Origin of the sequence: Sulfitobacter aestuariivivens (assembly GCF_014763045.1) — a bacterium.
Classification (GTDB): Bacteria; Pseudomonadota; Alphaproteobacteria; order Rhodobacterales; family Rhodobacteraceae; genus Sulfitobacter; species Sulfitobacter aestuariivivens.
In genome coordinates, this window is record NZ_JACTAG010000004.1 from 25,224 (window position 1) to 47,613 (window position 22,390).

Sequence of the window (22,390 nt, forward strand, 5' to 3'; positions counted from 1 at the left end):
AGTGGTGGCGCTTTTGCGCCGGCGGTCAGGCGGATCCGCGCGTGCTGTCGACGGCGCGTATCGCGTCCTCAAGAATGTCGAACATCCGATCGATCTGGTTTGACGTGATGACCAGAGGGGGGGACATCACGCACATATTGATCATGGGGCGCAGGATCAGACCGCGTTCCTGGCATGCGGCATCGATCCTTGCCCCTAATTCGTAGTCTCGTTCAAGATCACTATCGCGTTTCTTGTCATAGGCGCATTGGATGCACCCCATCAGCCCCATCCCGCGCGCATCAACGACAAGTGGCAGGTCCGCCAAACCCTGCAGGCGATCCTGAAAGTGAGGAATGATGGTGCGCACATGCTCAAGGATGCCTTCCTTTTCGATGATCCGCATGCTGGCAAGCCCAGCCGCTGCGCTGACAGGATGGCCTGAATAGGTGAACCCGTTTGAAAACACAGCACCGTTGCCATGCTGTCCGGACACATCCGCAATCAGACGTTCGGAAAAGATCGCCGCGCCCATGGGCGCATATCCCGAGGTGAGGCCCTTGGCGCAGGTGATGATATCTGGCTGGATATCAAAGACCTCCTTTGATGCGAACCAGTGACCCATCCGGCCAAAGGCGGTCACGACCTCATCCGAGATGTAGAGCACGTCGTGCTTGTGGCAGATATCGATGCAGCGCTTTTGATATCCTGCGGGAGGTACGATCACACCGCCAGAGGCAAGCACCGGCTCAGCGATGTAGGCCGCGACATTTTCCGGGCCCAGTTCAAGGATCGCGCTTTCAAGATCGGCAACTTTTTCTTCTAGAAATGCATCGATGCTTTGGTCAGCTCGGCGCATCAGAGGGTTAACATTCGGCAGGAAGTGGGCGATGTTTGTCAGCTTGTCCAACCAAAGAGGGTCCCTTTCCTTGGCACTGACAGCTGCCGACAGGTAGGTGCTGCCGTGGTAGGCTTTCTCTCTTGAGATGATCTTTTTCTTGTTGCGCTGCCCCAGCATATTGTTGCGGAAATGAACAAACCGGATTGCAGTATCCACCGCCGTTGACCCTCCGGTCGTGAAAAACACGTGGTTCAGATCACCTGGGGTGCGCTTTGCGATTTCCCGGGCGAATTCCGATGCAACCGAGTTGGTGTTGTTGAACGGAGAGAAATACGCAAGCTTGCGCGCCTGTTCGGCCATCGCATCAGCAATCTCATCCCGGCCATATCCGACCTGAACGCACCACATACCTGCCGGTCCATCGATCAGCCGGTCACCCTTGTCGTTCGTGACATAGACCCCATCGCTTGCCTCTACAAAGGTCCGGTCATTATTTCCAAGGCTATCCATGCCTTCCCAGGGATGCATGAAATGATCGTTGTCCCAGTTCTTTGCTGCGGTATTGTCCATTTGATACTCCGTTAGCCGGCTTGACGAGAAGGCGCGGGTGCGTGCAAGGCGAGGACCTGTTCGGCAGACCGTCGGCCGCTTAGCCAGGCACCATGCACAGTTGCATAGGTGTGGGTCATTGTCGCCTCTCCCGCAAAAAAGAGACGATCCGCAATCGGTTCTGCCAATACGCGACGCGCATCAGAACCGCCGGGTTTGGCATAGCTGTAAGCCCCTTGAATGAAAGGGTCGAGGCGCCAGGCGGTCTCTTGGGTGGCGCGAATGTTTTGCGTTATGGTGCTGCCAAAGTGGGCTTGCAGAGCCTCCAGGCACAAGTCCGTGGTCGCACCGGGTCCGTTTGCTTCCAGGGCATCGGCACACCGTCCGGCGACGAACCCGACAGATAGGGACGATCCGTACAGACCGAACAATACAGAGCAATAGGCGTCGCCACCCTTGTGATAATCAGCCATTTGTCCTTCTGTCATTTCGGTCCAGTCGCGATCAAATTCGATGGCGATCTTATTCATCCCGCCCATGGGGAGCATGCCAATGGCATCCCGTTTCCGGGCGGGCAGTGCGGGAATAAATTGGATCGAGCCTGATGCAAGGACCCCGGTCGACACGGTCAGGATCAGGTGCGCAGCTTCAAGAACGCCGTCCGGCGTTGTCACCCTGACCCCTGAGCCTGTGGTGTCGATTTTGTGCACCGGGCAATTCGTTCTGACAGGAACATCCCCGTGCAGGTCCTTGATGAACGCGCCCAATCCACCACCGACAAGCCAGTCGCCGTCGTGGTGATCATAATTCCTGACGTCTCGCGCCGATGTGGTATCTGCGTTCCCGGCCAGCATCTGGGGGATATAGTGGACCGCCGTTTCTGACCATCGCCCGTCTGGCAGGCAGGCGCGCGTTGTGGTGTCTGGCTCGACCGCGCCCGCATCGTTGATGGCTTGCCACATGCGGTCTTGATAGGCACCAAAGTCTTCTATCTCTTCGGGGGTCAGGTTCTTATCCTTGATCCGCACCCGGGACCAGCGCCAGTGTTTTTTGTGAAGCCGGGCGTCGGTGCGCTCTGCCACCCGCGCCAAAGGGTTCGCTGGCGCGGCATGCAGCCAGGATGCGCCCTTGTCGAACGGCACCGAAAAGGGCGCGCTGTCCGTGACGCAGCGCCCGCCGATGTGTTTGGCCGCTTCAAGCACAACCACCTGAAGCCCGGCCTCACGCAAGACCGCACCCGCCGCCAAACCGGCAACGCCGGCTCCGACGACGATCACATCGGGGTTCGCACGGAGGGGCGTCATGATGTGGGCTCTTGCTGATTGGGCAAGCAAACCGCCGGCACTGTGATTTCTTCGTACCGGGCCAGATCTATCGGGTCTTCAAGATCGAATTTGCTGCAGCGGCGGTAAATCTCAAGCATTTCGGCGCAGATCAGGCCGTTGTTGTAACACTGCATCGCAGCCGCATATCGCGCCGCACCGGACCCATTTTTGCCGACAGGCATGTGCAAAAAGGCCGTCGGATCATCGTGATCAATGGGTGGTGGCGCAGCCATCATGTGCGCTGCATGGACGCGTTCAAGGCGGCAAGGTCTGCCTGTTCCGGGGCATCCTCAAGAGTGTAGACAGGCAGCACCTTTCGCAGATGGTTGTGATGTGTGCGCACGCCGTACTCAAGATCGGACAGATAGAAACCCTCGAAAGACTTTGACGCCATGGATTCGTTTGACCAAATGGTCAGTTGAATATCCTCGTCCACAGTTTCGCGGTCGATGCGGGCCGTCAGGTAGCGTGCCGCGCGTTGCTGGCGATCCTCGTCGCGGTTGCGGTACGTCGCGCTTCGGATTGTCGAGCGCCCCACTGTCACCGGAAATTCCTGATAGAACAAAACGGTCTCCGGTGTCATGGCAATCACGGAGTTGGGGAAGATCCCAAAATAGAGCCATTTTTGATGCAGATCTTCCGGAAGATGTTCCTGAGGGCGGCTCAACTTTTTGTAGTTGCGGACGGCCCAACGACGCCCTTTTGACGGGCTGAATTGCCCCACAGTACGCGACACGCCGTCTACGTATGGTTCGTCTTGATAGGATGATCCATAAAGGTCCTGCAGTGCAGGGTGCGCCATGGCGACGTGATATCCTTCGTTGTCTACATCACGGACCGACTTCCAATTGACCGGTGTTTCCTCGGTCCAGATGCCGTCAGTGGGGACGTGGCTCGCCATGCGATAGGCGGTCGCCTCGGCCTCGAACGGGGCGAGCATCTCAGCCACGCTGGGTTGCGGCCCCGGTCTGAACCGCAGGAAGATGAAGCCATTCCATACCTCCATCTCAACGGGGCGCAGGCCGAAAACATCCTTGTCGAGGGATGGAAAAGACTCCGGCCGTGCGGGCCCTCGCAGGCTTCCATCCAGATTGTAGACCCATCCGTGAAAGGGGCAGATCAGCGCGTTGGGGCAGGTCCCGCTTTCTTTTGTGACCAGGCGAGATCCGCGATGGCGGCAGATATTGTGAAACGCGCGCAATTCACCACTGGCATCCCGCAGGACCAGCGCGCGTTCTTCGCAAAGGTCAAAGGACACAAACGATCCCGCATTGGGGAGGTCAGAAACATGGCAGGCGATCTGCCAATGTGTTTTGAACAGTTCTTCTTTCTCAAGGTCCAGAAGAGCATCGCTGTGATAGCACCAGCCCGGCAATCCCCTGCGATCCCAGTCGGCCGGGATAGAGACGTCTCTTGTTTTAATGTCCATGGTCAGATCCGAAATGAATGGTCAACTGTCAGAATGCGCGCAAGCCCCATAAGCGATCTGCGTGCCGATGTGAGAAACATGCAGGAACGACTTGCCGTGTTCGCAGCATATATACCTGACAAAGATATGATCAGAAGATGCCCTGTACCGTCAAGAGGTTCTGATTGAACGACCAGTCAGAAGGCTCTTGAAATGCATCTGTGAAACCACACAAAAACAGCGCTTTAGTCGATTCAACAGATTGGAGCGCCCGAGATTTACGCGCTCTTTGTTAAGCGGCGCATAGATCGTCGGTAGTTCTTGACTCATGCGATGGTGTCGCCTTACCGTTCTGACTGACCGTTCAGAATGTCAATAATGGGGTGCGGGCATGGTCATCCGCAGGATCGGGGAAGAAAGCTTTTGGTGGGTGCCGCTGGTACAAATCGAAATGCGTCGCGTCCATTGCGGGCTATTGGCCCGAAATACTCCCAAATAAAAGTATCACCATCAGGAAGAGGAAATACATCATGACGAAAGTGAAAGGCCTCGCAGGGGTGTCATTCGCGGCAATGGCCGGAATGCTCATCGCCGGCGCTGCAATCGCCGAAGATCGCGTGCTCAAGGTAACAAACTGGGGCGAATACATCGGTGAAGACACCATCGCAAATTTCGAAAAAGAATTTGGCATCAAGGTCATTTATGATCCCTACGATTCAGTTGAATCGATTGATGCCAAGTTGTTGGCTGGCAACAGCGGCTATGACGTGGTTGCCCATTCGGGCAGTTCCACCGCGCGGCTGATTAAGGCCGGTATCGTTGATCCGCTGGACATGTCCAAGCTTGACAATGTCAAGCACATGGATCCCGCCATCATGGAGCAGCTCGCCAGCGATTGGGATCCGGGCAACCAGCATTTTCTGCCGTATATGTGGGGTACGCACGGCGTGACCTACAACGAGGAGCTGGTAAAAGAGACCTATCCGGACGCGCCGATCGGATCGATGGACATGGTCTTTGATCCCAAGCACATGGAACAACTTGCCAAATGTGGCGTTTCGTTTCTGGACTCGCCCGGCGACGTGATCCCGATGGCGCTGGCCTATCTGGGCCTTGATCCAAATTCGACCAATCGGGAGGACTACGAGAAGGTGGGTGAAATGCTCGCCCAGGTGCGTCCGTACGTCAAAACCTTCGATAATTACGCCTACCAGCGCATGCCGCAGAAGGAATTCTGCGTATCCATTACCTGGGGGCCCGATGGCCTGCTGGCGATGTCCGGCGCTGAAGAAGCCAATACAGGTGTCGTGCTGGATTTCTTCCTGCCTGAGGGGCAGAACGCGGCCCAGCTTTGGATCGATGGCTGGCTCATTCCCAAAGACGCCTCAAACAAGGAAGACGCCCATCTCTTTCTGAACTACATGATGCGTCCCGAAGTCGCAGCAGATGACACAAACTTCACCTGGTATGCGACGGCCAACATCACCGCCAAGCCGATGGTGGATGAGGAAGTCAAATCGAGCCCAGCAGCTTTCCCGACCTCTGAACAGGTGGAAAAGATGTACACCGTGGCGGTACTGCCGCCAAAGGTGGAGCGTTTGCAGACACGCACGTGGACCGACTTCAAAGCTGGTAACTGATCTGGCTTGCATAAAACATCGCAGTGGCGTCCCGTGTGGATGCCACTGCATTTTCAGTCTAACACCCGATAGAAGGCGAGGCCCCAATTGACCGCTTCAAACAGCGTCAGTGCGACCCCGTGGTCAGACACTGATGGGCAAAAACCACTGGTCGAACTCAGAGGTGTTACCAAGAAATTCGGCGACGTAACCGCCGTCGACAATATTGATCTGGATATCTATGCAGGCGAGCTTTTCTGCCTGCTTGGCGGATCAGGGTGTGGCAAGTCCACGCTTCTGCGGATGCTAGCAGGGTTTGAATCGCTCAATTCCGGCTCTATCAAGATCGACGGCGTCGATATGTCGGATGTCCCGGCCTATGACCGACCCACAAACATGATGTTTCAAAGCTATGCGCTTTTTCCGCATATGTCGGTGGCCAAGAACATCGCGTTTGGCCTGCAGCAGGATCGCGTCCCAAAGAACGACATTGCGGACCGGGTTCAGGACATTCTCAAGCTGGTAGAGTTACAGGATTACGGCAAACGCAAACCCTCGCAATTGTCAGGCGGACAGCGCCAGCGAGTGGCCCTTGCCCGTGCGCTGGTGAAACAGCCCAAGCTGCTGCTACTGGATGAGCCCCTTGCGGCGCTGGACAAGAAGCTGCGCAAGCACACGCAGTTCGAACTGGCCAACATTCAGGAAAAGGTCGGTGTGACTTTTGTCGTCGTAACCCATGATCAGGAAGAGGCCATGACCCTGTCATCCCGCATGGCTGTGATGGATGCAGGTCGTCTGCAACAGATTGGCACGCCGACGGAGGTGTACGAATTCCCGGAGTCGCGTTTTGTGGCTGACTTCATCGGGTCCGCCAACATATTTGAAGGCCGCGTGACCGAAGATGGGGCGGATCACGTACGTGTACAGACTGACGTGTGCGATGTGTTCATAGATCATGGTCAATCCGTCAAGGAAGGCGGCAAGATCTGGGTCGCGCTGCGGCCTGAGAAAATTCACATCACCAAGTCCGACACGCCCGTGACAGGCGAAAATCAGGTCAGCGGTGTGGTTGATGACATCGGCTATCTTGGTGAGACGTCGATATACAAGATTCTGCTGCCGAATGATCAGATCATTGATGTCACCGCGCCCAACCAGACCCGCCCAATGAACCGGCAGCATCTGATTACGTGGGAAGACAAGGTCAACATCAGCTGGGAACCCTCCAGCGCGATGTTGCTCACGTCATGAGCGACGCTGCTGCTCCGCCACCCGATGCAGGGTCCGGACTACCGAGACGCATCATGCGTAAGCTGAACGACAACTGGCGGCTCATTACCGTTGCCATCCCGTTTGCGTGGTTGCTGATCTTTTTCCTGGCCCCGTTCTTTATCGTCGCCAAGATCAGCCTTGCCGAACTGGCCATCGCCAGCCCACCGTTTACCCAGATGATCGAATGGGCCGATAGCGGCATCATGACCATTCGCATCGTTTTCGACAATTTCATCTATATTTTCGAGGATGATCTATACCGGAATACTTATCTGAATTCGCTCAAGATTTCAGTTACCTCGACGCTTATCTGTCTGCTTTTCGGCTATCCGATTGCCTATGCCATCGTGCGTTCTGGCCCAGTGGCGAAACCAATCTTGCTGTTCTGCATCATCCTGCCGTTCTGGACATCGTTTCTGCTGCGGGTTTACGCGTGGATGGGGCTTTTGGCGGATCAGGGCACCATCAACAATATTCTGATAGCCATCGGTGTGATCGATGAACCGATCCGTATGCTTTATACAGAATTCGCAGTCTACATCGGTATCGTCTATACATATATGCCGTTCATGATCCTGCCGCTTTATGCCAACATGGAAAAGCTGGATGGAAGCCTGAACGAGGCCGCGGCGGATCTTGGATCGCGACCCACCAACACCTTCTTCAAGGTGACCTTGCCGCTAACCATACCGGGGATTGTGGCGGGCTGCTTGCTGGTCTTTATTCCGGCCACCGGCGAATACGTGATCCCTGACCTTCTGGGGGGAGGCAACGTCCAAATGATTGGCCGCGTTCTGTTCAATGAGTTTTCGCGCAACAGCGACTGGCCCGTCGCCGCGGCGGTTGCGATTGTCCTGCTGTTTCTGCTGGTCCTGCCGATCATGGTGTTCCAGTACTTCCAGGGCAGATCTTCGGGGCAGGGCTGAGTATGCAGGCAAACAGATCCCGATTTCTGACCATCATGCTGACGCTGGGGCTGGCGTTCTTTTACGTGCCGATGATCCTTTTGGTCATCTATTCGTTCAACTACTCCAAAATCGTTCCGGTTTGGGGCGGCTGGTCCCTGCGGTGGTACCGCGAACTCTTTGAATCTGCCGAGGTTTGGAGCGCGGTTACCCTGAGCCTGCAAATCGCTTTTGTAAATGCGACCTTTGCAACCATGCTGGGTCTGTTAGCCGGGTTGGCAATGGTGCGCTTTGGTCGGTTTCGGGGGCGTACATTATTTGGTGGCATGATCGTGGCGCCTTTGGTGATGCCTGAGGTGATAACCGGCCTTTCCTTGCTGGTCTTCTTCATCTCGCTCAATCAGTTGACGGGTTGGCCCGCAGAGCGTGGGTTCACGACAATCACCATCGCGCACATCACCTTTTCCATGGCCTATGTGGCTGTGACGATTCAGGCCCGACTGACAGGTATGGGCGAGGATCTGGAAGAAGCCGCTGCCGATCTTGGTGCGAGACCGCTCAAGGTGCTGACAGCCATCACCATTCCCCGATTGACGCCCGCGCTGATCTCTGGATGGCTGCTGGCCTTTACACTGTCGCTGGATGATCTGGTGATCGCGAGTTTCGTAACCGGGCCGGGGTCCAACACCTTGCCGATCCTGATCTTTTCGCGCATCCGAACAGGGCTTAGACCGGATATCAACGCACTTGCGACGATCGTCATTCTGGTCATCTCTATCTGCGTGGCAATTGCGGCGATCCTGATGTTCCGGCAGCAGCGGGCTGAAATGCGTGACCAGAAAATGGCCGAAGGCGCGGATGAGTAGTATGGACGCCAAAACCGCCCCTGCCAAAAAGCGCACCGCCCCGCGTGAGATACGCCGAAAACAACTGATCATGGCGGCGATCGATTCCATCTCGAAGCGCGGCTTTTCGGAAACCACGCTCAAGCACGTCACAGAAAAAGCGAAACTGTCGCACGGTGTGGTGAACTATCACTTCGACAGCAAAGAAGCGCTCTATGATGCGACGCTTGGCCACTTGGCAAAAGAACACCACGAAGTGTGGACACAGTATTTGGCCGAAGCCGGCCCGACGGCGGCGGAACAGCTTGACGCGATCGTCCGCGCGGACTTTGACAAGAAGATATGTACCCGCAAACGGCTTGCCGTCTGGTTCGCCTTTTGGGGTCAGGCCAAGTATCGGCCGAATTACCTCAAGATCCATAACAAGTTCGACAATGAAAGGTTCGAACTCATCCGCGAGAAGTGCGCGGTCTTGATCGAAGAAGGGGAATACCAGGATCTTGATGTCGAGCACGCGGCGCGGGTTGTGGAAGCCATGGCTGACGGGTCATGGCTGTGCTTGATGTTGTACCCCGGTCTAGCGGACCGCGAAACGTCCCGCGATGACTGCCTGGATGTCCTGTCCCGGTACTTTCCAAGGCATTTTCCCATTGCTGGCAGCGCGTGATGCGCACTATCCGTTCTCGCGATTCACATCGACCTGAGCGTAATATTTTTTGATGTAGTGCGGCACCTCCCAGTGGCATTCGCACCCCTTCGGAATGAAAAAACAGTCCCCCGCAGCAACAGTGTGCACAGTGCCGTCCGCTTCGGTGATTGTGGCGTCGCCCTCCAGGACTCGAACGAACTCATGCACAGTGAACGCTGACATGCCATAATCCGCAGCGTCGGATGCCCAAAGCCCGACTGTCATGGTGCCGGCATCATTGGTGAAAGCGACATACTCGCGTTCTGTCGGGTCACCGGGGGCAGAGCAAACAGTCAGATCAGCATCCGGATCCACGATAATCACCGCATCGTCTGACGTTTCGATCCTTGGCGTTGCTGCATTGGGATCAAAAAGCGTAATAAAGAATTTTTTGAGATAGCCGTCTTGTTTCCAGCTCATCGGAGCGCCGTTGCGGAACGCGACGCAGTCTCCGGCACCGGCTGGTGTGGCGTTGCCATCGCCGTCGATCATGGCAAAGCTGCCGTCAAGTACCCAAACGAATTCGTCGCCCGGGTAGGGTCCAAAAGCTTCCTGCATGGTGGTTGTGTCCCACACACCGACTGTGAGGCCGATTGCGGGATCCTCAAAATAAACGTGCCAATGCTGTGTCGGCAAGGGGGACTGAAAATCGGCTTGATCAAGCTCAAGCGGTGTCAGGCCGGCGCCATCAGGGCCGTCCGCTTTGAGGTGAATGAGGCGTGGGCGATCAGACATGAGAGTCCTTTCAGTATAGCGGCAAACAAGGGTGATGATGCGCGGCGATTATGGACTTGACTCGTGCTTGAATGCAACAAATGATTGAATGGCTGTTCAGATAGAGATGACGGCGTAAAATACTGATATAAATCCACTTTAAGGGACTTCTTTGGATCCTGAAAAGTCAGTTTTGTTGCAAGACAGGAGTCACCTGATGCGCCGTGATCCCCGATTTGATATCCTTTTCGAGCCGGTCCGGATCGGCCCCGTCACCGCGCCAAACAGGTTCTATCAGGTGCCTCATTGCAACGGTATGGGGCATCAGTATCCGTCTTCCATGGCAGAAATGCGCGGGGTCAAGGCCGAAGGCGGCTGGGGCGTCGTGAACACCGAAGAATGCGAGATCACGCACACCTCCGAATTGACCAGCGCGATCGAATGCCGCCTGTGGGACGACAGCGACATTCCGGTTCTTGCCAAGATGGTCGAACGGGTCCACGCCCACGGAAGTCTGGCCGGCATTGAGCCAGCACATTTGGGTGCAGGGGCGGCGAATACCTATAGCCGCGAAATCCCCATGGGGCCGGCCGCCCGCCCGATTGACTTGCACGAACCTGTCCATGCCCGCGCGATGGACAAGGCCGACATCAAGGCATTTCGCCAGATGCATGTCGATGCTGCGATCCGGTCAAAAAAGGCAGGGTTTGATATCGTCTATGTCTATGCCGGGCATGATATGACGACGCTGATGCATTTTTTGCAGGCGGATCGAAACGATCGGTCGGACGAATACGGCGGCAGCCTGGAAAACCGCGTGCGTTTGTTGCGCGAAGTGATTGAGGACACCAAGGACGCGATTGGCGATACCTGCGCCGTTGCCGTTCGGTTGGCGGTCGACGAGATGTTGGGCGCACGGGGCATTTCATGCGATGCAGAGGGGCGCGACATCGTCGAGATGTTGGCAGAGCTACCAGACCTTTGGGACGTCAACGTCAGCGGCTGGGAAAACGACAGCGCAACTTCGCGATTTACAGATGAAGGGTATCAGACCGACTATGTCAGCTTTGTAAAACAGGTCACGACTAAGCCCGTCGTGGGCGTCGGCCGGTTTACGTCGCCTGATACGATGGTGTCACTGGTCAAGAATGGTGTGCTGGATCTGATCGGCGCCGCGCGCCCCTCCATCGCTGACCCGTTTCTGCCCAAGAAGATTGACGAAGGTCGGGTCGAGGACATTCGCGAATGTATAGGCTGCAATATCTGCGTTTCAGGTGACTTTCTGGGCGCGCCGATGCGCTGCACGCAGAACCCCACAATGGGGGAGGAATGGCGCAAGGGATGGCACCCCGAAAGAATTGCGCCGAAGACCGCTGATGAGACTGTGTTGATCGTGGGCGGGGGGCCTGCGGGGTTGGAGGCCGCGCGCGCGTTGGGTCAACGCGGCTATGATGTCACCCTTGCCGAAGGAAGGGGCGTGCTTGGCGGTCGGGTGCACATCGAAAGTCAGCTGCCCGGGTTGACGCAATGGCGCAGGGTTGCGGACTATCGCGAATATCAAATCAGTCAGATGGCAAATGTCGCCGTCTATCTCAACAGCCCTCTGAGCGCGGATCAGGCGCTTGAATTTGGCGCCGACCACATCGTTTTGGCCACAGGGTCAGACTGGGACACGACCGGTATTGGGCGCAGCAACAGACGCGCGATTGATGGCCATGATGCGGGTTCGGTGCTGAGTGTCGATGCGATTTGCGCCGGGCAGAGCCCGACCGGGCCTGTGCTGATCTTTGATGATGACTACTACTATATGGCAGGTGTGCTGGCGGAAAAATTACGCGCAGACGGCCACGACGTCACCTATGTCACGCCCACCGCCGATGTATCGCACTGGACCCACAACACGATGGAACAGGCGCGTATCCAGACCAGGCTGATGGAAATGGGAGTGGAGATCGTACCGCTCCACAATCTGACGGGCATACGATCCGGTCACGTTGAATTGTCGTGTGTCTATACTGATGTGGTCAAAAAGGTTGACTGCGCCTCGGTAATTCCGGTCACGATGCGCAACCCAAAGCAGGATTTGTTCTGGGCATTACGGGACCGGGCAAGTTCGCTGACGCGCATCGGGGATTGTGATGCGCCAGGCACCATTGCGGCAGCGGTCTATGCCGGCCACCGATTTGCGCGCGAACTGGGCGAACCCGAGGTGTCTGGCGTGCCGTTCAAGCGTGAATTGCCAGCACTGGCGGTGGATTGATTCATGTCTCGCGATCCCCGTTACGACATTCTTTTTGAACCCGTTCAGATCGGGCCGGTCACCGCGAAAAACCGTTTTTATCAGGTGCCGCATTGCAATGGCATGGGGCGCAGCTATCCGTCGTCGATGGCCGAAATGCGACGGATCAAGGCAGAGGGCGGCTGGGCTGTTGTGACAACCGAAGAGGTGGAGATTCATCCGTCGGGGGATCATTCCCCCTGGATGGGGGGGCGGCTTTGGGAAGATTGCGACATACCGGTTCTGGCCCGGATGTGCGACGCGGTACACCAGCATGGCGCTTTGGCCGGGTGTGAATTGAACCACGCGGGCGTGATGGCTGCGAACCGCTATTCGCGCGACGTGCCTTTGGCGCCCAGCCACAGTCCCGTGGCGATGCCGGATCCGGTACAGGCCCGCGCAATGGACCTGTCCGACATCCAGGATCTGCGGCGTTGGCACAGGCAAGCAGCCGTGCGCGCACGCGAGGCGGGTTTTGATATCATTTATGTCTATGCCGGTCACCAGTTGTCGACCATCTCGCACTTTCTGTCGCCCTATCGGAACCGCCGCACGGATCACTACGGTGGCAGCCTTGAAAATCGTGCGCGCCTCCTGCGGGAAGTGCTGGAAGATACGCGCGACGCGGTAGGTGACACCTGTGCCATCGCACTGCGCTTTTCGGTGGATGAGCTGATGGGCGCGGACGGGATGACAAGCGACGGGGAGGGGCGCGATCTGGTTGAGATGCTGGCCGAAGTGCCCGACCTGTGGGACGTCAACATCAGCGGCTGGGAAAACGACAGCGCCACGTCGCGGTTCAAGGCGTCGGGGTATCAAGAAGACTACATCCGCTGGGTCAAGGGCGTCACGACCAAACCTGTGGTGGGCGTCGGGCGCTACACCTCACCTGATGCGATGGCAGCGCTTGTCAAAGACGGTGTGCTCGATTTCATTGGCGCAGCTCGCCCGTCGATCGCCGACCCCTTTTTGCCCAAGAAGGTTCAAGAGGGCAGGATCGAGGACATTCGCGAATGCATCGGCTGCAACATCTGTGTGTCAGGGGACAATTCCTTTGTCCCCATCCGGTGCACACAAAATCCCACGATGGGTGAGGAATGGCGCAAAGGCTGGCACCCCGAACACATCGCGCCCGCCCATGAGCAAGAGAGCGTGCTGATTATCGGCGCGGGTCCGTCCGGGCTTGAGGCCGCCCGGGCATTGGGCCAGCGCGGCTACCGTGTAACATTGGCAGAACGCAGCAAGGATTTAGGCGGGCGATTGATAACTGAGCGCAAATTGCCCGGACTTGCTGAATGGGGCCGGGTGGTGGACTACCGGATCTGGCAGGTCAGTCAGATGCCAAACGTCGAGGTCTTCCTTGATAGCGAAATGTCCGCCGCAACGGTTCAGGAATTTGGCGCTCAGCATGTTGTTCTGGCAACAGGTGCCAGCTGGACACGCGACGGGGTAGGTCGCGAAAACCCGCGCGGCATTCCGGTTGACGCAAAGGCCCAAGTGTTGACGCCAGATGACGTTCTGACAGGCAATCGCCCCAAGGGTCCAGTGGTCATATTTGATGATGATCATTTCTACATGGGCGGACTGCTGGCAGAACTGTTGGCAGGGGACGGCATCGACGTCACGCTGGTCACCCCGGCAGCACGCGTGTCGGAATGGACCGAAAACACGCTGGAACAACATCGCATTCAGGCCCGCCTGATGCAGTTGGGTGTGCGATTGATCTTGTCGCACAACTTGACCAGCATCGATCCGAATATCGCCACGGTGAGGTGCGGCTATTCCGGCAAGACAACGACGCTGAATGCGCGCAGCGTGCTGCTTGTGACGATGCGCACGCCGCACGAGGATCTGTTTCACGATCTGATTCTGTCCGATGGGGTCCGGGCGACCCGGATCGGGGATTGTCTGGCACCGGGCACCATCGCGGCCGCCGTGTATTCAGGCCACCGATGTGCGCGCGAGCTGGGAGAAACAGACTTGCCCAATGTGCCGTTCCGCCGGGAATTGCCCGCGCTCGCCTCTTTTGACATGGACTGGACCCAAAATGGCTCGTGATCCGCGCTACGATATTCTGTTCACGCCCCTGCAGATAGGTCCGGTCAAAACCAAAAACCGGTTCTTTCAGGTGCCGCATTGTACAGGGATGGGGCATGTCCGCCCGCGCATGCTTGCCGAGATGCGCGGCGTGAAGGCCGAGGGCGGCTGGGGCGTGGTCTGCACCGAGTATAATTCCATTCATCCGTCTTCGGACGACTTCAAACATGTCTCTGCGTCGCTCTGGGACGAAAGCGATATCCGGGCTCATCGCCTGATGACCGACAAGATTCACATGCACGGGGCGCTAGCCGGGGCAGAGCTGTGGTATGGTGGCGCGCGCAGTGCCAACATGATGACCCGCGAAGTATCGCTTGATCTCGATAGCTTGCCCAATGCTGTGGGTCATCCGTTTCAGACCCGGGCGATGGATGCCTCCGACATCCGGATGTTGCGCCATTGGCACCGTCGGGCGGCGCTGCGGGCGCGAGATGCCGGATTTGACATCGTCTATGTTTATGCAACGCACGGCTATTTGCTGTCGAACTTCTTGAGCCCTACGCGCAACACCCGCAGCGATGAATATGGGGGCAGTCTGGAAAACCGCACCCGGTTGGTGCGTGAGCTAATTGAAGAGACAAAGGATGCTGTGGGTGACCGCTGTGCTGTGGCCGTTCGTTTTGCTGCGGATGAAAAGATCGGCCAGGATGGCGTGCCCATCACCGGCGAGCGCCGCGAGATGTTCGAAATGTTGGCGGACCTGCCTGACCTTTGGGACATCAATATTGCCGACTACGGGGTCGAAATGGGCGTGTCGCGCTTTACCAAGGAAGGTGCGTTGGAACCCTACATGGATTTCGTGAAATCGGTAACTGATGTCCCGGTGGTCACGGTGGGCAGATTCACGTCGCCTGATACCATGGTCAGTCAAATCAAGCGTGGGGTGACGGATCTGATTGGCGCCGCGCGCCCATCAATTGCGGATCCTTTCTTGCCCGCAAAGATCGAAGCCGGCGATTTGGGCAGCATCCGCGAATGCATCGGCTGTAACGTCTGCTATTCGGGGGACAGCATCGGTGTACCGATCCGCTGCACGCAGAACCCCACAATGGGCGAAGAGTGGCGCAAGGGTTGGCATCCCGAAAAGATCAGCCCCAAAGGCAGCGATGCCCGGGTCTTGATCGTCGGCGCTGGGCCTGCGGGTCTTGAAGCGGCGCGGGCGCTCGGTCTGCGGGGGTATGACGTTATGCTTGCCGAAGCCACCCGCACCCTTGGCGGTCGTGTCCCGCGCGAAGCCGCTCTGCCGGGAATGAGCGAATATATCCGCGTGCGCGATTACCGCGTGCAGCAACTGGAAGAGATGCCAAACGTCGAGATTTTCCGCGAAAGCCGTTTGTCGCCCCACGATGTCCATGCGGTAGAGGCGGATCATGTCGTCATCGCCACCGGGGCTCACTGGCGCATGGAACGGTTCGACGGGGATCGCTATGTGCCTGTCACTGCTGAGGAAAACCATTCAAAGGTATTCACTCCTGACGATATCATGGATGGCAAATTGCCGGAGGGCCCCACCTTAGTCTATGACGAGGACGGGTATTACCTTGGCGGTGTGATTGCGGAAAAGATACGTGCAGCTGGCCACCAGGTCATCTACACCACGCCCCATGACGCGGTTTCCCAATGGGCTGAAAACACCTCTGAACGGTGGCGGGTGCGCATGCACCTGATGGCGCTGGACATTAAGATCGAGGTTTCCAAATCGTTGCGCCACTTTTGTGGAAGAACAGCTACGCTGGTTTGTGAATACGCTGGTGCCACGCATCTTCGCGAGGTTGAGAATATCGTGATGGTCACGCAGCGCAGGCCAAATGACACGCTTTTTCACACGCTGCAGGAAGACGCGAACAAGGCAGGATCACAGCTTCCGTTTTCCCTGACCAGGATCGGCGATTGCGATGCGCCTGCGATCATCGCGGCTGCTGTTTACGCGGGTCATCGATATGCGCGCACCCTTGATGCGCCGGTGGATCCCGACATCCCATTGCGCCATGACCGGGTGGACGTCGGCCTGACGGACGAGGGCGCATATCTATCGGACGCGCCATCTGTGGCGGCGGCGAGCGACAAATACCTCGCAACGCTCCGGCAATACTTAGAAGAGGAAATCGAGGGCGCAGCCTATTTCGAAAGACTGGCGGAGCGGTTTCAGGACGATGACCTCAAGCGGAAGATGATGCTGTTAAAGCAGGTTGAAGAACACACAGCTGTCGCTGTCAGACCTTTGATTGAAAAGTATGATTTAAGGCCTCGGGATGCTGCTGAGTTGACCAGATCGGGTCAGAAACAGGCCGATACCGCACCCGGTGACTGGGATGAGCTCATTGCACAGATGCGATCGACCTTTCCTGGATACATCGAGGACTTCAGACAACTGGAGGCCATGGCACCGCCCGACGATCTGCCACCGCTCAAGGTGATGACGGAGCATGAAGTCGCAGCCCTCGCATTTCTTGAGGCCGAAGCGAATGGCGACCCGGAGAGTTGTAGACCCTTGCATCAATTCCTCCGGGGCGCGGGCGGATGAAACACCTTCTCAGCCCTCTGACCGTGAATGGTCACACGCTGCGAAACCGGATATTCTCCACGGGCCACATGGCGGTCATGCTCAAAGACAATCTGCCGACAAAGAGGATGGTCGCCTACCACGAAGCCCGCGCGCGTGGTGGTGCGGGGCTGATCATCATAGAGGCGGCGCGGGCGCATCCGTCCGGCATGTCTGGTAGGCCGGCCATTCGCGCCTATGATGATGCCTGCATCCAAGGTTACGCGCAGATCGCACACGCGTGTCAGCAACATGGCGCAAAGGTCTTTGCGCAGTTGACCCATCCGGGACGCGAGATGACCACCGCGGCCGACGGTACGCAGCTTGTCGCTCTTGCCCCATCGGCCGTCCCCAACGAGCGATTTCACGTGATGCCGCGCCCGCTGACGATGGCTCAGATCACCGACATCGTGGCTGGCTTTGAAACCGCCGCCGCGCGGCTGCGCAAGGCTGGCCTTGATGGCGTTGAAGTCGTTGCCTCACACGGGGTTTTGGCAGCTCAGTTTCTGAATGAAAAGGTCAATTTGCGCACTGACGTCTACGGCGGCAACAGAGCAAACCGCATGCGATTTCTGTCGGATGTGCTGCGTGCGGTGCGACGCGGTGCGGGGCCAGATCTGGTCGTGGGGGTCCGGCTTTCGATTGACGAGAAAGATCACGAGGGACTTGAGCCTGACGAGATGATTGAGGTTTCAACCTCGCTTGCGACAGAAGACCTTGTCGATTACCTCAACGTGACCGCTGGCACGTCGGCAAGCCTTGCTGGGTCGACGCATATCGTGCCCCCGATGAGCTTTGAGACCGCCTACACCGCGCCATTGGCGGCTGAGATCAAAGCGCGCGTAAAGGTTCCGGTCTTTGTCGCGGGCCGCATCAACCAACCGCAGATCGCGGATGAGGTGTTGGCCTCAGGTCAGGCGGACATGTGCGGCATGACGCGTGCGCTGATAGCCGATCCCGAAATGCCGAACAAAACCACAGCGGGGCGCCTTGACGACATCCGCGCCTGTGTGGCGTGCAATCAGGCTTGTATCGGACACATGCTGGGGGGATATCCGATTTCCTGCATCCAGCATCCTGAAACCGGGCGCGAACTGGAATTCGGGACGCTGAAAAACACGCGGACGAAGAAGCGTGTGCTTGTGGTCGGTGGTGGCCCCGCTGGCCTCAAGGCGGGTGCGATTGCAGCAGAGCGAGGTCACTCCGTCACGCTTTTTGAGGCAGAGCAGTACTTGGGCGGACAAGTGCGCCTGGCGCAATTGCTTCCCGGTCGCGCGGAGTTTGGCGGCGTCACGACAAATCTTGAACGCGAGGCCCGCGCGGCTGGCGTGGATGTACACCTCGCCACGCCAGCGACGCTGGCCAGTATTGCTGACCTTGCGCCTCAGGTCGTCATCGTAGCGACCGGTGCAGTGCCGCGGGACATCGCGCTGGCGGGGGCCGATGAAGGGCATGTTGTGGATGCCTGGGAGGTGTTGCAGGGCACGGCAAATGTCGGCAGCTCCGTCGCCATCGCTGATTGGCGTTGCGATTGGGTCGGGCTGGGTCTGGCGGAAAAACTAGCGCTGGATGGGTGCAGCGTTCGGTTGGCTGTAAATGGTATTACCGCGGGCGAAGCGATCCCGCAATATGCCCGAGATGCGTGGCTGGGCAAGCTTCATCGCCTAGGGGTGGAAGTTATCCCCTATCTGCGTCCGTTCGGTATAGACGCCGACAGTGCCTATTTCCAACACACTTTGAGCAACGAACCGGTCGTGATGGAGGGCATTGATACCCTCGTGACTTCATTGGGCCACGCGTCTGTCACCTCGCTGGCAGTTGAACTGGTGGATGCGGGATTTGAAACCCATGCGATCGGCGACTGTGCGAGCCCGAGAACGGTGGAAGAAGCGGTGCTTGAAGGGCTGAAGGTGGCCAGCGCGATTTAGATACCTTTTGCGCCCGGCTGCGCGATCAATTCATGCCGCCGGGGCAAACCCTGTGATCAATTGCTTCAGCCCAATCGCCGCGCCGAGAAATATTGCAACGAACGCCACTGGTGCGCTGTAGGCCAGAACCGAAAAGGCGGATATCCCTTGGCCGACGCTGCATCCGACCGCCAGAATTGCCCCAAGCCCCATGATTGCCGCACCAAGGATCTGTCGGCGCAGTTCACGTGGGTCTTCGCAGGCCTCCCACCGAAAGTGGCCCCTCGAATAGGATCCCATCACCGCCCCCAGGACAACGCCCAAAACCGAACCGACACTAAAGGACAAGGCGGTTCCTGACGCGGTCATGCCGTAATAAATCGTATCGCCAATCGGGGCGACAAAGGCATGTGTTTCAACAGGTTCCGCAGCGAAACCCGTCGTAGCGATCCAATAAGTTCCAAGCCACCCTGAGAGCACTGCAAGGCCGACAACAACGCTCCATATGATATGTGGGTAGGACCGGCGCATCTCGCGCCGGGCAAGCGCAATCGCAATGAGGATCGCCCCTACCAAAAGACCGGTCACAGCCGGAGACACGCCAAAGCCACTGAGGCTTTGCGTCAAACCCTGTGGGTCTGAAGCGTCCATTTCGACCGGGAAAAGCCAGACGCGGGTATGGGCGAGGGGTCCGGACATCACCACATAGGCTGACAGGCCCATCACGATCACGATCATGAAAGACCGCAGGTCACCACCGCCCAACCGAGCCAGCGCGCCATAACCACAGTTCCCGCTCAACGCCATGCCATAGCCAAACAGCAAGCCGCCGACGATCGTCGCGAGGGGGTTCCAGACGCGGTCAAGGTAAGCCGTCTGCCCTGCATCAAAATGACCACTCGAAATGGCCAGATGGGTTCCGATCACCGCGACACCGATCGCGATGAGCCACATCCGCATCCGGCGGTCGTCACCACCATAAAGCATGTCTTCAATCGCGCCCAACGTACAAAACCGTCCGATCCGTGCGGCCAGCCCAAGGGCCAGCCCGCCAATCAATCCGATGACGGCAGCAGTGTTGGCTTCTCCGAGTGTTTCGAGCATGTCCCCTCCACGGCCAGCAGTTGGCCCAGGCGCCCTGTCAGTCTTCCCTGCAAAAGAGGTCGTAGACCACTTCCATGATTTGTGTCGAACGGTCGTCCGTCAAACTGTAGTATATTGCCTTGCCATCGCGCCGCGGGGTGACGATCCCTTCCAGACGAAGACGGGATAACTGCTGCGAAACCGCCGCCTGACGCGCCGAAAGCAGCTCTTCCAGTTCGGTGACCGTTTTTTCACCTGTCACCAGATGGCACAGGATCATCATGCGGCCCTCGTGGCTGATCGCCTTGAGAAAGTTCGACGCGATCTGCGCCTTCTTCATCATCTTTTCCATATCGTCCGCACACATGTTCTTGTCGAACACAGGCAGTCGCGATTGCGAAAGATCGGTGGTATTTGAGTCCGTGGTCACGTCAAGGGTCATAGACAATCAACCTTTCTGATCCAAGGACACATTCGCGCGATCAAACATCAAGCTTAGTAATCCCCAGAAAAAATCTTCGCCCGGATAGCCTTCAATGCGGCCCAGTTCCCGGCCGTCATCCACAAGGATGAAAGTGGGCGTGAAATGGACGCGCCTTTCAAACACCACATCAGGGGTTTCCCCATGAAGATCATATCTCTGTAGTGGCGCGACGCGACCCTCGGCAGTTTTGGGATAGATATGGGCGATCTCATCATTCCAACGTTCACACCATATGCAGCCATCTTCCTCGGCCATCAGCAGATAAAGATCTGCCGACGCCGTGGTCGGTACGGCCACGGCAAACAGGAAAGCCAAGAGTTTGATCATCGCAGTGCTCACCGGTGATTGACGAAACGCGCTATCTTATCATAATCTAATTTGTGAATATCTCAAGAGAGGCGATGGATACCGCATGTTTGACATCACCTTCATGGGTGCCCTGATCGCGGGACTTCTGTCTTTCCTCTCGCCCTGTATTCTGCCGATCGTCCCGTTCTATCTAAGCTATCTTGCCGGTGTCGGCATGAACCAGATCAGTGCAGAGGCCACTGTGACTGGCGCTGTGCGCCGGCGGGCGTTGATGTCTGCGGTGTTCTTTGCGCTGGGTGTTATAACCGTATTCATGGGGCTGGGCGCCACGGCAACGGTTTTTGGCCAAATCGTCCGGGAATATTTCGACATCCTGCGGTGGATCGCGGCGGCGATCATCATCGCAATGGGTTTGCATTTCCTTGGCGTGATCCGCATCGAAATACTCTACCGTCAGTTTCGTGCCGACGCTGGCGAGACATCGAACGTCACGTACGCCGGCGCCTTCGTGATCGGACTTGCCTTCGCCTTTGGTTGGACACCCTGCGTCGGCCCTGTACTGGCGGCGATCCTATTTACGGCAGCCGGGCAGGAAACCGCCGGGCAGGGGGCTTGGCTCTTGTTTGTCTATGGGGCGGGCATGACACTGCCCTTTATCGTCGCCGCCTTTTTTATCGGCCCGTTCATGCGCTTCATGGCGCGGTTCCGGCGGCATCTGGGATTGGTCGAGAAACTGATGGGTGCGCTCCTTATTTTGTTCGGGGTGTTGATTGCTACCAATTCAATTAACGTCATCGCGCAGTGGATGCTTGACGTCATTCCCTGGTTTTCATCCATCGGATAGGAGGAAATGAAATGAAACGATTTATCATGGTGCTGGCCGCGCTTTTCCTAAGCACGACAGTCCACGCTGCAGAGCTGGGCGACGATGGCCTGCACAAGGCCACGTGGATGCGCGATACGTTCAAGGATCTTGGCGAAGATCTTGAGGAAGCGAACGCCGAAGGCAAACGCCTGATGATCCTGATCGAACAGCGTGGCTGTGCCTACTGCAAGAAGATGCACGAAGAAGTCTTTGTGGTTCCGCAGATCGAAGAATTTATCCAGGACAACTTCTTTGTGGTGCAGATCAACATGTTCGGCGATGTGGAAGTAACGGATTTTGATGGCACGAGTTTACCTGAAAAAGAGATGGCAAAACGTTGGGGCGCATTGTTCACGCCCAGCATCTATTTCCTGCCACAGCAGGTGAACGATGATCAGACGCTGGACCAGGCGGCTGTTGCGATGATGCCCGGTGCCTTTGCACGCGGAACCACATTCGACATGCTGTCCTGGGTGGTTGAAAAGGGATACGAGACAGAAGAGCCGTTTCAGAAATATCATGCGCGGAAAATCACTGAGCGGGGCGGGTGACTTTCTGCGACTGCGAAACAATCGACTCAGATTTTCTGCGCGAGCGAACAAATCGAAAAATTCGGTTTGTTGAATTTGTTATTGCTTAACTGCGACGGTGTGCACTAGTGTACGAAAAAAGCAGACAAG

19 protein-coding genes are annotated in these 22,390 nt (G+C 57.2%); 11 read left to right on the forward strand and 8 right to left on the reverse strand.

Annotated elements, in window-relative coordinates:
• Positions 1 to 25: 25 nt before the first annotated feature.
• The 4 genes from H9Q16_RS19525 to H9Q16_RS19540 are packed head-to-tail and all read right to left on the reverse strand — an operon-like array spanning position 26 to position 4,123.
• Positions 26 to 1,390 (reverse strand): aminotransferase, encoded by a 1,365-nt coding sequence (locus H9Q16_RS19525; protein WP_191077169.1) that lies wholly within the window; start codon positions 1,388 to 1,390, stop codon positions 26 to 28.
• A gap of 11 nt (positions 1,391 to 1,401) precedes the next feature.
• Positions 1,402 to 2,673 (reverse strand): flavin monoamine oxidase family protein, encoded by a 1,272-nt coding sequence (locus tag H9Q16_RS19530; RefSeq protein ID WP_191077170.1) that lies wholly within the window; start codon positions 2,671 to 2,673, stop codon positions 1,402 to 1,404.
• Positions 2,670 to 2,930: a hypothetical protein gene (locus H9Q16_RS19535; protein WP_246455883.1), complete on the reverse strand. Its 261-nt coding sequence runs from the start codon at positions 2,928 to 2,930 to the stop codon at positions 2,670 to 2,672. Before H9Q16_RS19535 ends, H9Q16_RS19530 begins: the two co-directional genes overlap by 4 nt.
• Positions 2,927 to 4,123, reverse strand: coding sequence for an aromatic ring-hydroxylating oxygenase subunit alpha (locus H9Q16_RS19540; RefSeq protein WP_191077172.1), 1,197 nt, complete (start codon positions 4,121 to 4,123; stop codon positions 2,927 to 2,929). Before H9Q16_RS19540 ends, H9Q16_RS19535 begins: the two co-directional genes overlap by 4 nt.
• A 509-nt stretch (positions 4,124 to 4,632) precedes the next feature.
• Here H9Q16_RS19540 and H9Q16_RS19545 point away from each other — a divergent pair.
• From H9Q16_RS19545 to H9Q16_RS19565, 5 genes are all read left to right on the forward strand, one after another.
• Positions 4,633 to 5,742, forward strand: a complete 1,110-nt coding sequence (locus tag H9Q16_RS19545; RefSeq protein WP_191077173.1) for an extracellular solute-binding protein — start codon at positions 4,633 to 4,635, stop codon at positions 5,740 to 5,742.
• An 87-nt stretch (positions 5,743 to 5,829) separates the two neighbouring features.
• Positions 5,830 to 6,972 carry an ABC transporter ATP-binding protein gene (locus tag H9Q16_RS19550; protein WP_191077174.1) on the forward strand — a complete coding sequence of 381 codons (1,143 nt, stop codon included), beginning with the start codon at positions 5,830 to 5,832 and terminating at the stop codon, positions 6,970 to 6,972.
• A 53-nt stretch (positions 6,973 to 7,025) separates the two neighbouring features.
• Positions 7,026 to 7,919: an ABC transporter permease subunit gene (locus H9Q16_RS19555; protein WP_425507719.1), complete on the forward strand. Its 894-nt coding sequence runs from the start codon at positions 7,026 to 7,028 to the stop codon at positions 7,917 to 7,919.
• Positions 7,920 to 7,921: 2 nt separating this feature from the next.
• Positions 7,922 to 8,764 carry an ABC transporter permease subunit gene (locus tag H9Q16_RS19560; RefSeq protein ID WP_191077176.1) on the forward strand — a complete coding sequence of 281 codons (843 nt, stop codon included), beginning with the start codon at positions 7,922 to 7,924 and terminating at the stop codon, positions 8,762 to 8,764.
• A gap of 1 nt (position 8,765) precedes the next feature.
• Positions 8,766 to 9,410: a TetR family transcriptional regulator C-terminal domain-containing protein gene (locus H9Q16_RS19565; RefSeq protein ID WP_216859520.1), complete on the forward strand. Its 645-nt coding sequence runs from the start codon at positions 8,766 to 8,768 to the stop codon at positions 9,408 to 9,410.
• A 6-nt stretch (positions 9,411 to 9,416) separates the two neighbouring features.
• On the opposite strand, the gene H9Q16_RS19570 is transcribed toward H9Q16_RS19565, so the two are convergent.
• Positions 9,417 to 10,166 (reverse strand): cupin domain-containing protein, encoded by a 750-nt coding sequence (locus H9Q16_RS19570; protein WP_191077178.1) that lies wholly within the window; start codon positions 10,164 to 10,166, stop codon positions 9,417 to 9,419.
• A 196-nt stretch (positions 10,167 to 10,362) separates the two neighbouring features.
• On the opposite strand from H9Q16_RS19570, the gene H9Q16_RS19575 reads away from it, so the two are divergent.
• From H9Q16_RS19575 to H9Q16_RS19590, 4 genes are read left to right on the forward strand one after another with little or no spacing between them, the layout of a single operon-like run.
• Positions 10,363 to 12,405 carry an oxidoreductase gene (locus H9Q16_RS19575; RefSeq protein ID WP_191077179.1) on the forward strand — a complete coding sequence of 681 codons (2,043 nt, stop codon included), beginning with the start codon at positions 10,363 to 10,365 and terminating at the stop codon, positions 12,403 to 12,405.
• A 3-nt stretch (positions 12,406 to 12,408) separates the two neighbouring features.
• Positions 12,409 to 14,481, forward strand: coding sequence for an oxidoreductase (locus tag H9Q16_RS19580; RefSeq protein WP_191077180.1), 2,073 nt, complete (start codon positions 12,409 to 12,411; stop codon positions 14,479 to 14,481).
• The gene (locus H9Q16_RS19585; protein WP_246455884.1) at positions 14,471 to 17,044 is read left to right on the forward strand and encodes an oxidoreductase; all 2,574 of its coding nucleotides are present in this window, start codon (positions 14,471 to 14,473) and stop codon (positions 17,042 to 17,044) included. Before H9Q16_RS19580 ends, H9Q16_RS19585 begins: the two co-directional genes overlap by 11 nt.
• Positions 17,041 to 18,990 carry an oxidoreductase gene (locus H9Q16_RS19590; protein WP_191077181.1) on the forward strand — a complete coding sequence of 650 codons (1,950 nt, stop codon included), beginning with the start codon at positions 17,041 to 17,043 and terminating at the stop codon, positions 18,988 to 18,990. Before H9Q16_RS19585 ends, H9Q16_RS19590 begins: the two co-directional genes overlap by 4 nt.
• Before the next feature lie 30 nt (positions 18,991 to 19,020).
• Here H9Q16_RS19590 and H9Q16_RS19595 read toward each other — a convergent pair whose 3' ends face one another.
• From H9Q16_RS19595 to H9Q16_RS19605, 3 genes are read right to left on the reverse strand one after another with little or no spacing between them, the layout of a single operon-like run.
• Positions 19,021 to 20,073: a YeeE/YedE family protein gene (locus H9Q16_RS19595; RefSeq protein WP_191077182.1), complete on the reverse strand. Its 1,053-nt coding sequence runs from the start codon at positions 20,071 to 20,073 to the stop codon at positions 19,021 to 19,023.
• 37 nt (positions 20,074 to 20,110) lie between these two features.
• Positions 20,111 to 20,494, reverse strand: a complete 384-nt coding sequence (locus tag H9Q16_RS19600; RefSeq protein WP_191077183.1) for an ArsR/SmtB family transcription factor — start codon at positions 20,492 to 20,494, stop codon at positions 20,111 to 20,113.
• Positions 20,495 to 20,500: 6 nt separating this feature from the next.
• On the reverse strand, positions 20,501 to 20,863 hold the full coding sequence (locus H9Q16_RS19605; protein ID WP_191077184.1) for a thioredoxin domain-containing protein: 363 nt from the start codon (positions 20,861 to 20,863) through the stop codon (positions 20,501 to 20,503).
• Between the two features lie 85 nt (positions 20,864 to 20,948).
• On the opposite strand from H9Q16_RS19605, the gene H9Q16_RS19610 reads away from it, so the two are divergent.
• Together H9Q16_RS19610 and H9Q16_RS19615 are read left to right on the forward strand one after the other, a co-directional pair.
• Entirely contained in the window at positions 20,949 to 21,689 is a 741-nt protein-coding gene (locus H9Q16_RS19610) for a cytochrome c biogenesis CcdA family protein (RefSeq protein ID WP_191077185.1), read from the forward strand.
• An 11-nt stretch (positions 21,690 to 21,700) separates the two neighbouring features.
• On the forward strand, positions 21,701 to 22,261 hold the full coding sequence (locus H9Q16_RS19615) for a thioredoxin family protein (RefSeq protein WP_191077186.1): 561 nt from the start codon (positions 21,701 to 21,703) through the stop codon (positions 22,259 to 22,261).
• Positions 22,262 to 22,390: the final 129 nt, after the last annotated feature.

Coding starts and splice junctions, on each gene's coding strand:
- H9Q16_RS19615 (WP_191077186.1), top strand. CDS start 21,701: ATGAAACGATTTATCATGGTGCTGGCCGCGCTTTTCCTAAGCACGACA.
- H9Q16_RS19565 (WP_216859520.1), top strand. CDS start 8,766: ATGGACGCCAAAACCGCCCCTGCCAAAAAGCGCACCGCCCCGCGTGAG.
- H9Q16_RS19560 (WP_191077176.1), top strand. CDS start 7,922: ATGCAGGCAAACAGATCCCGATTTCTGACCATCATGCTGACGCTGGGG.
- H9Q16_RS19535 (WP_246455883.1), bottom strand. CDS start 2,930: ATGATGGCTGCGCCACCACCCATTGATCACGATGATCCGACGGCCTTT.
- H9Q16_RS19540 (WP_191077172.1), bottom strand. CDS start 4,123: ATGGACATTAAAACAAGAGACGTCTCTATCCCGGCCGACTGGGATCGC.
- H9Q16_RS19530 (WP_191077170.1), bottom strand. CDS start 2,673: ATGACGCCCCTCCGTGCGAACCCCGATGTGATCGTCGTCGGAGCCGGC.
- H9Q16_RS19610 (WP_191077185.1), top strand. CDS start 20,949: ATGTTTGACATCACCTTCATGGGTGCCCTGATCGCGGGACTTCTGTCT.
- H9Q16_RS19580 (WP_191077180.1), top strand. CDS start 12,409: ATGTCTCGCGATCCCCGTTACGACATTCTTTTTGAACCCGTTCAGATC.
- H9Q16_RS19590 (WP_191077181.1), top strand. CDS start 17,041: ATGAAACACCTTCTCAGCCCTCTGACCGTGAATGGTCACACGCTGCGA.
- H9Q16_RS19570 (WP_191077178.1), bottom strand. CDS start 10,166: ATGTCTGATCGCCCACGCCTCATTCACCTCAAAGCGGACGGCCCTGAT.
- H9Q16_RS19605 (WP_191077184.1), bottom strand. CDS start 20,863: ATGATCAAACTCTTGGCTTTCCTGTTTGCCGTGGCCGTACCGACCACG.
- H9Q16_RS19525 (WP_191077169.1), bottom strand. CDS start 1,390: ATGGACAATACCGCAGCAAAGAACTGGGACAACGATCATTTCATGCAT.
- H9Q16_RS19585 (WP_246455884.1), top strand. CDS start 14,471: ATGGCTCGTGATCCGCGCTACGATATTCTGTTCACGCCCCTGCAGATA.
- H9Q16_RS19595 (WP_191077182.1), bottom strand. CDS start 20,073: ATGCTCGAAACACTCGGAGAAGCCAACACTGCTGCCGTCATCGGATTG.
- H9Q16_RS19555 (WP_425507719.1), top strand. CDS start 7,026: ATGCGTAAGCTGAACGACAACTGGCGGCTCATTACCGTTGCCATCCCG.
- H9Q16_RS19600 (WP_191077183.1), bottom strand. CDS start 20,494: ATGACCCTTGACGTGACCACGGACTCAAATACCACCGATCTTTCGCAA.
- H9Q16_RS19575 (WP_191077179.1), top strand. CDS start 10,363: ATGCGCCGTGATCCCCGATTTGATATCCTTTTCGAGCCGGTCCGGATC.
- H9Q16_RS19545 (WP_191077173.1), top strand. CDS start 4,633: ATGACGAAAGTGAAAGGCCTCGCAGGGGTGTCATTCGCGGCAATGGCC.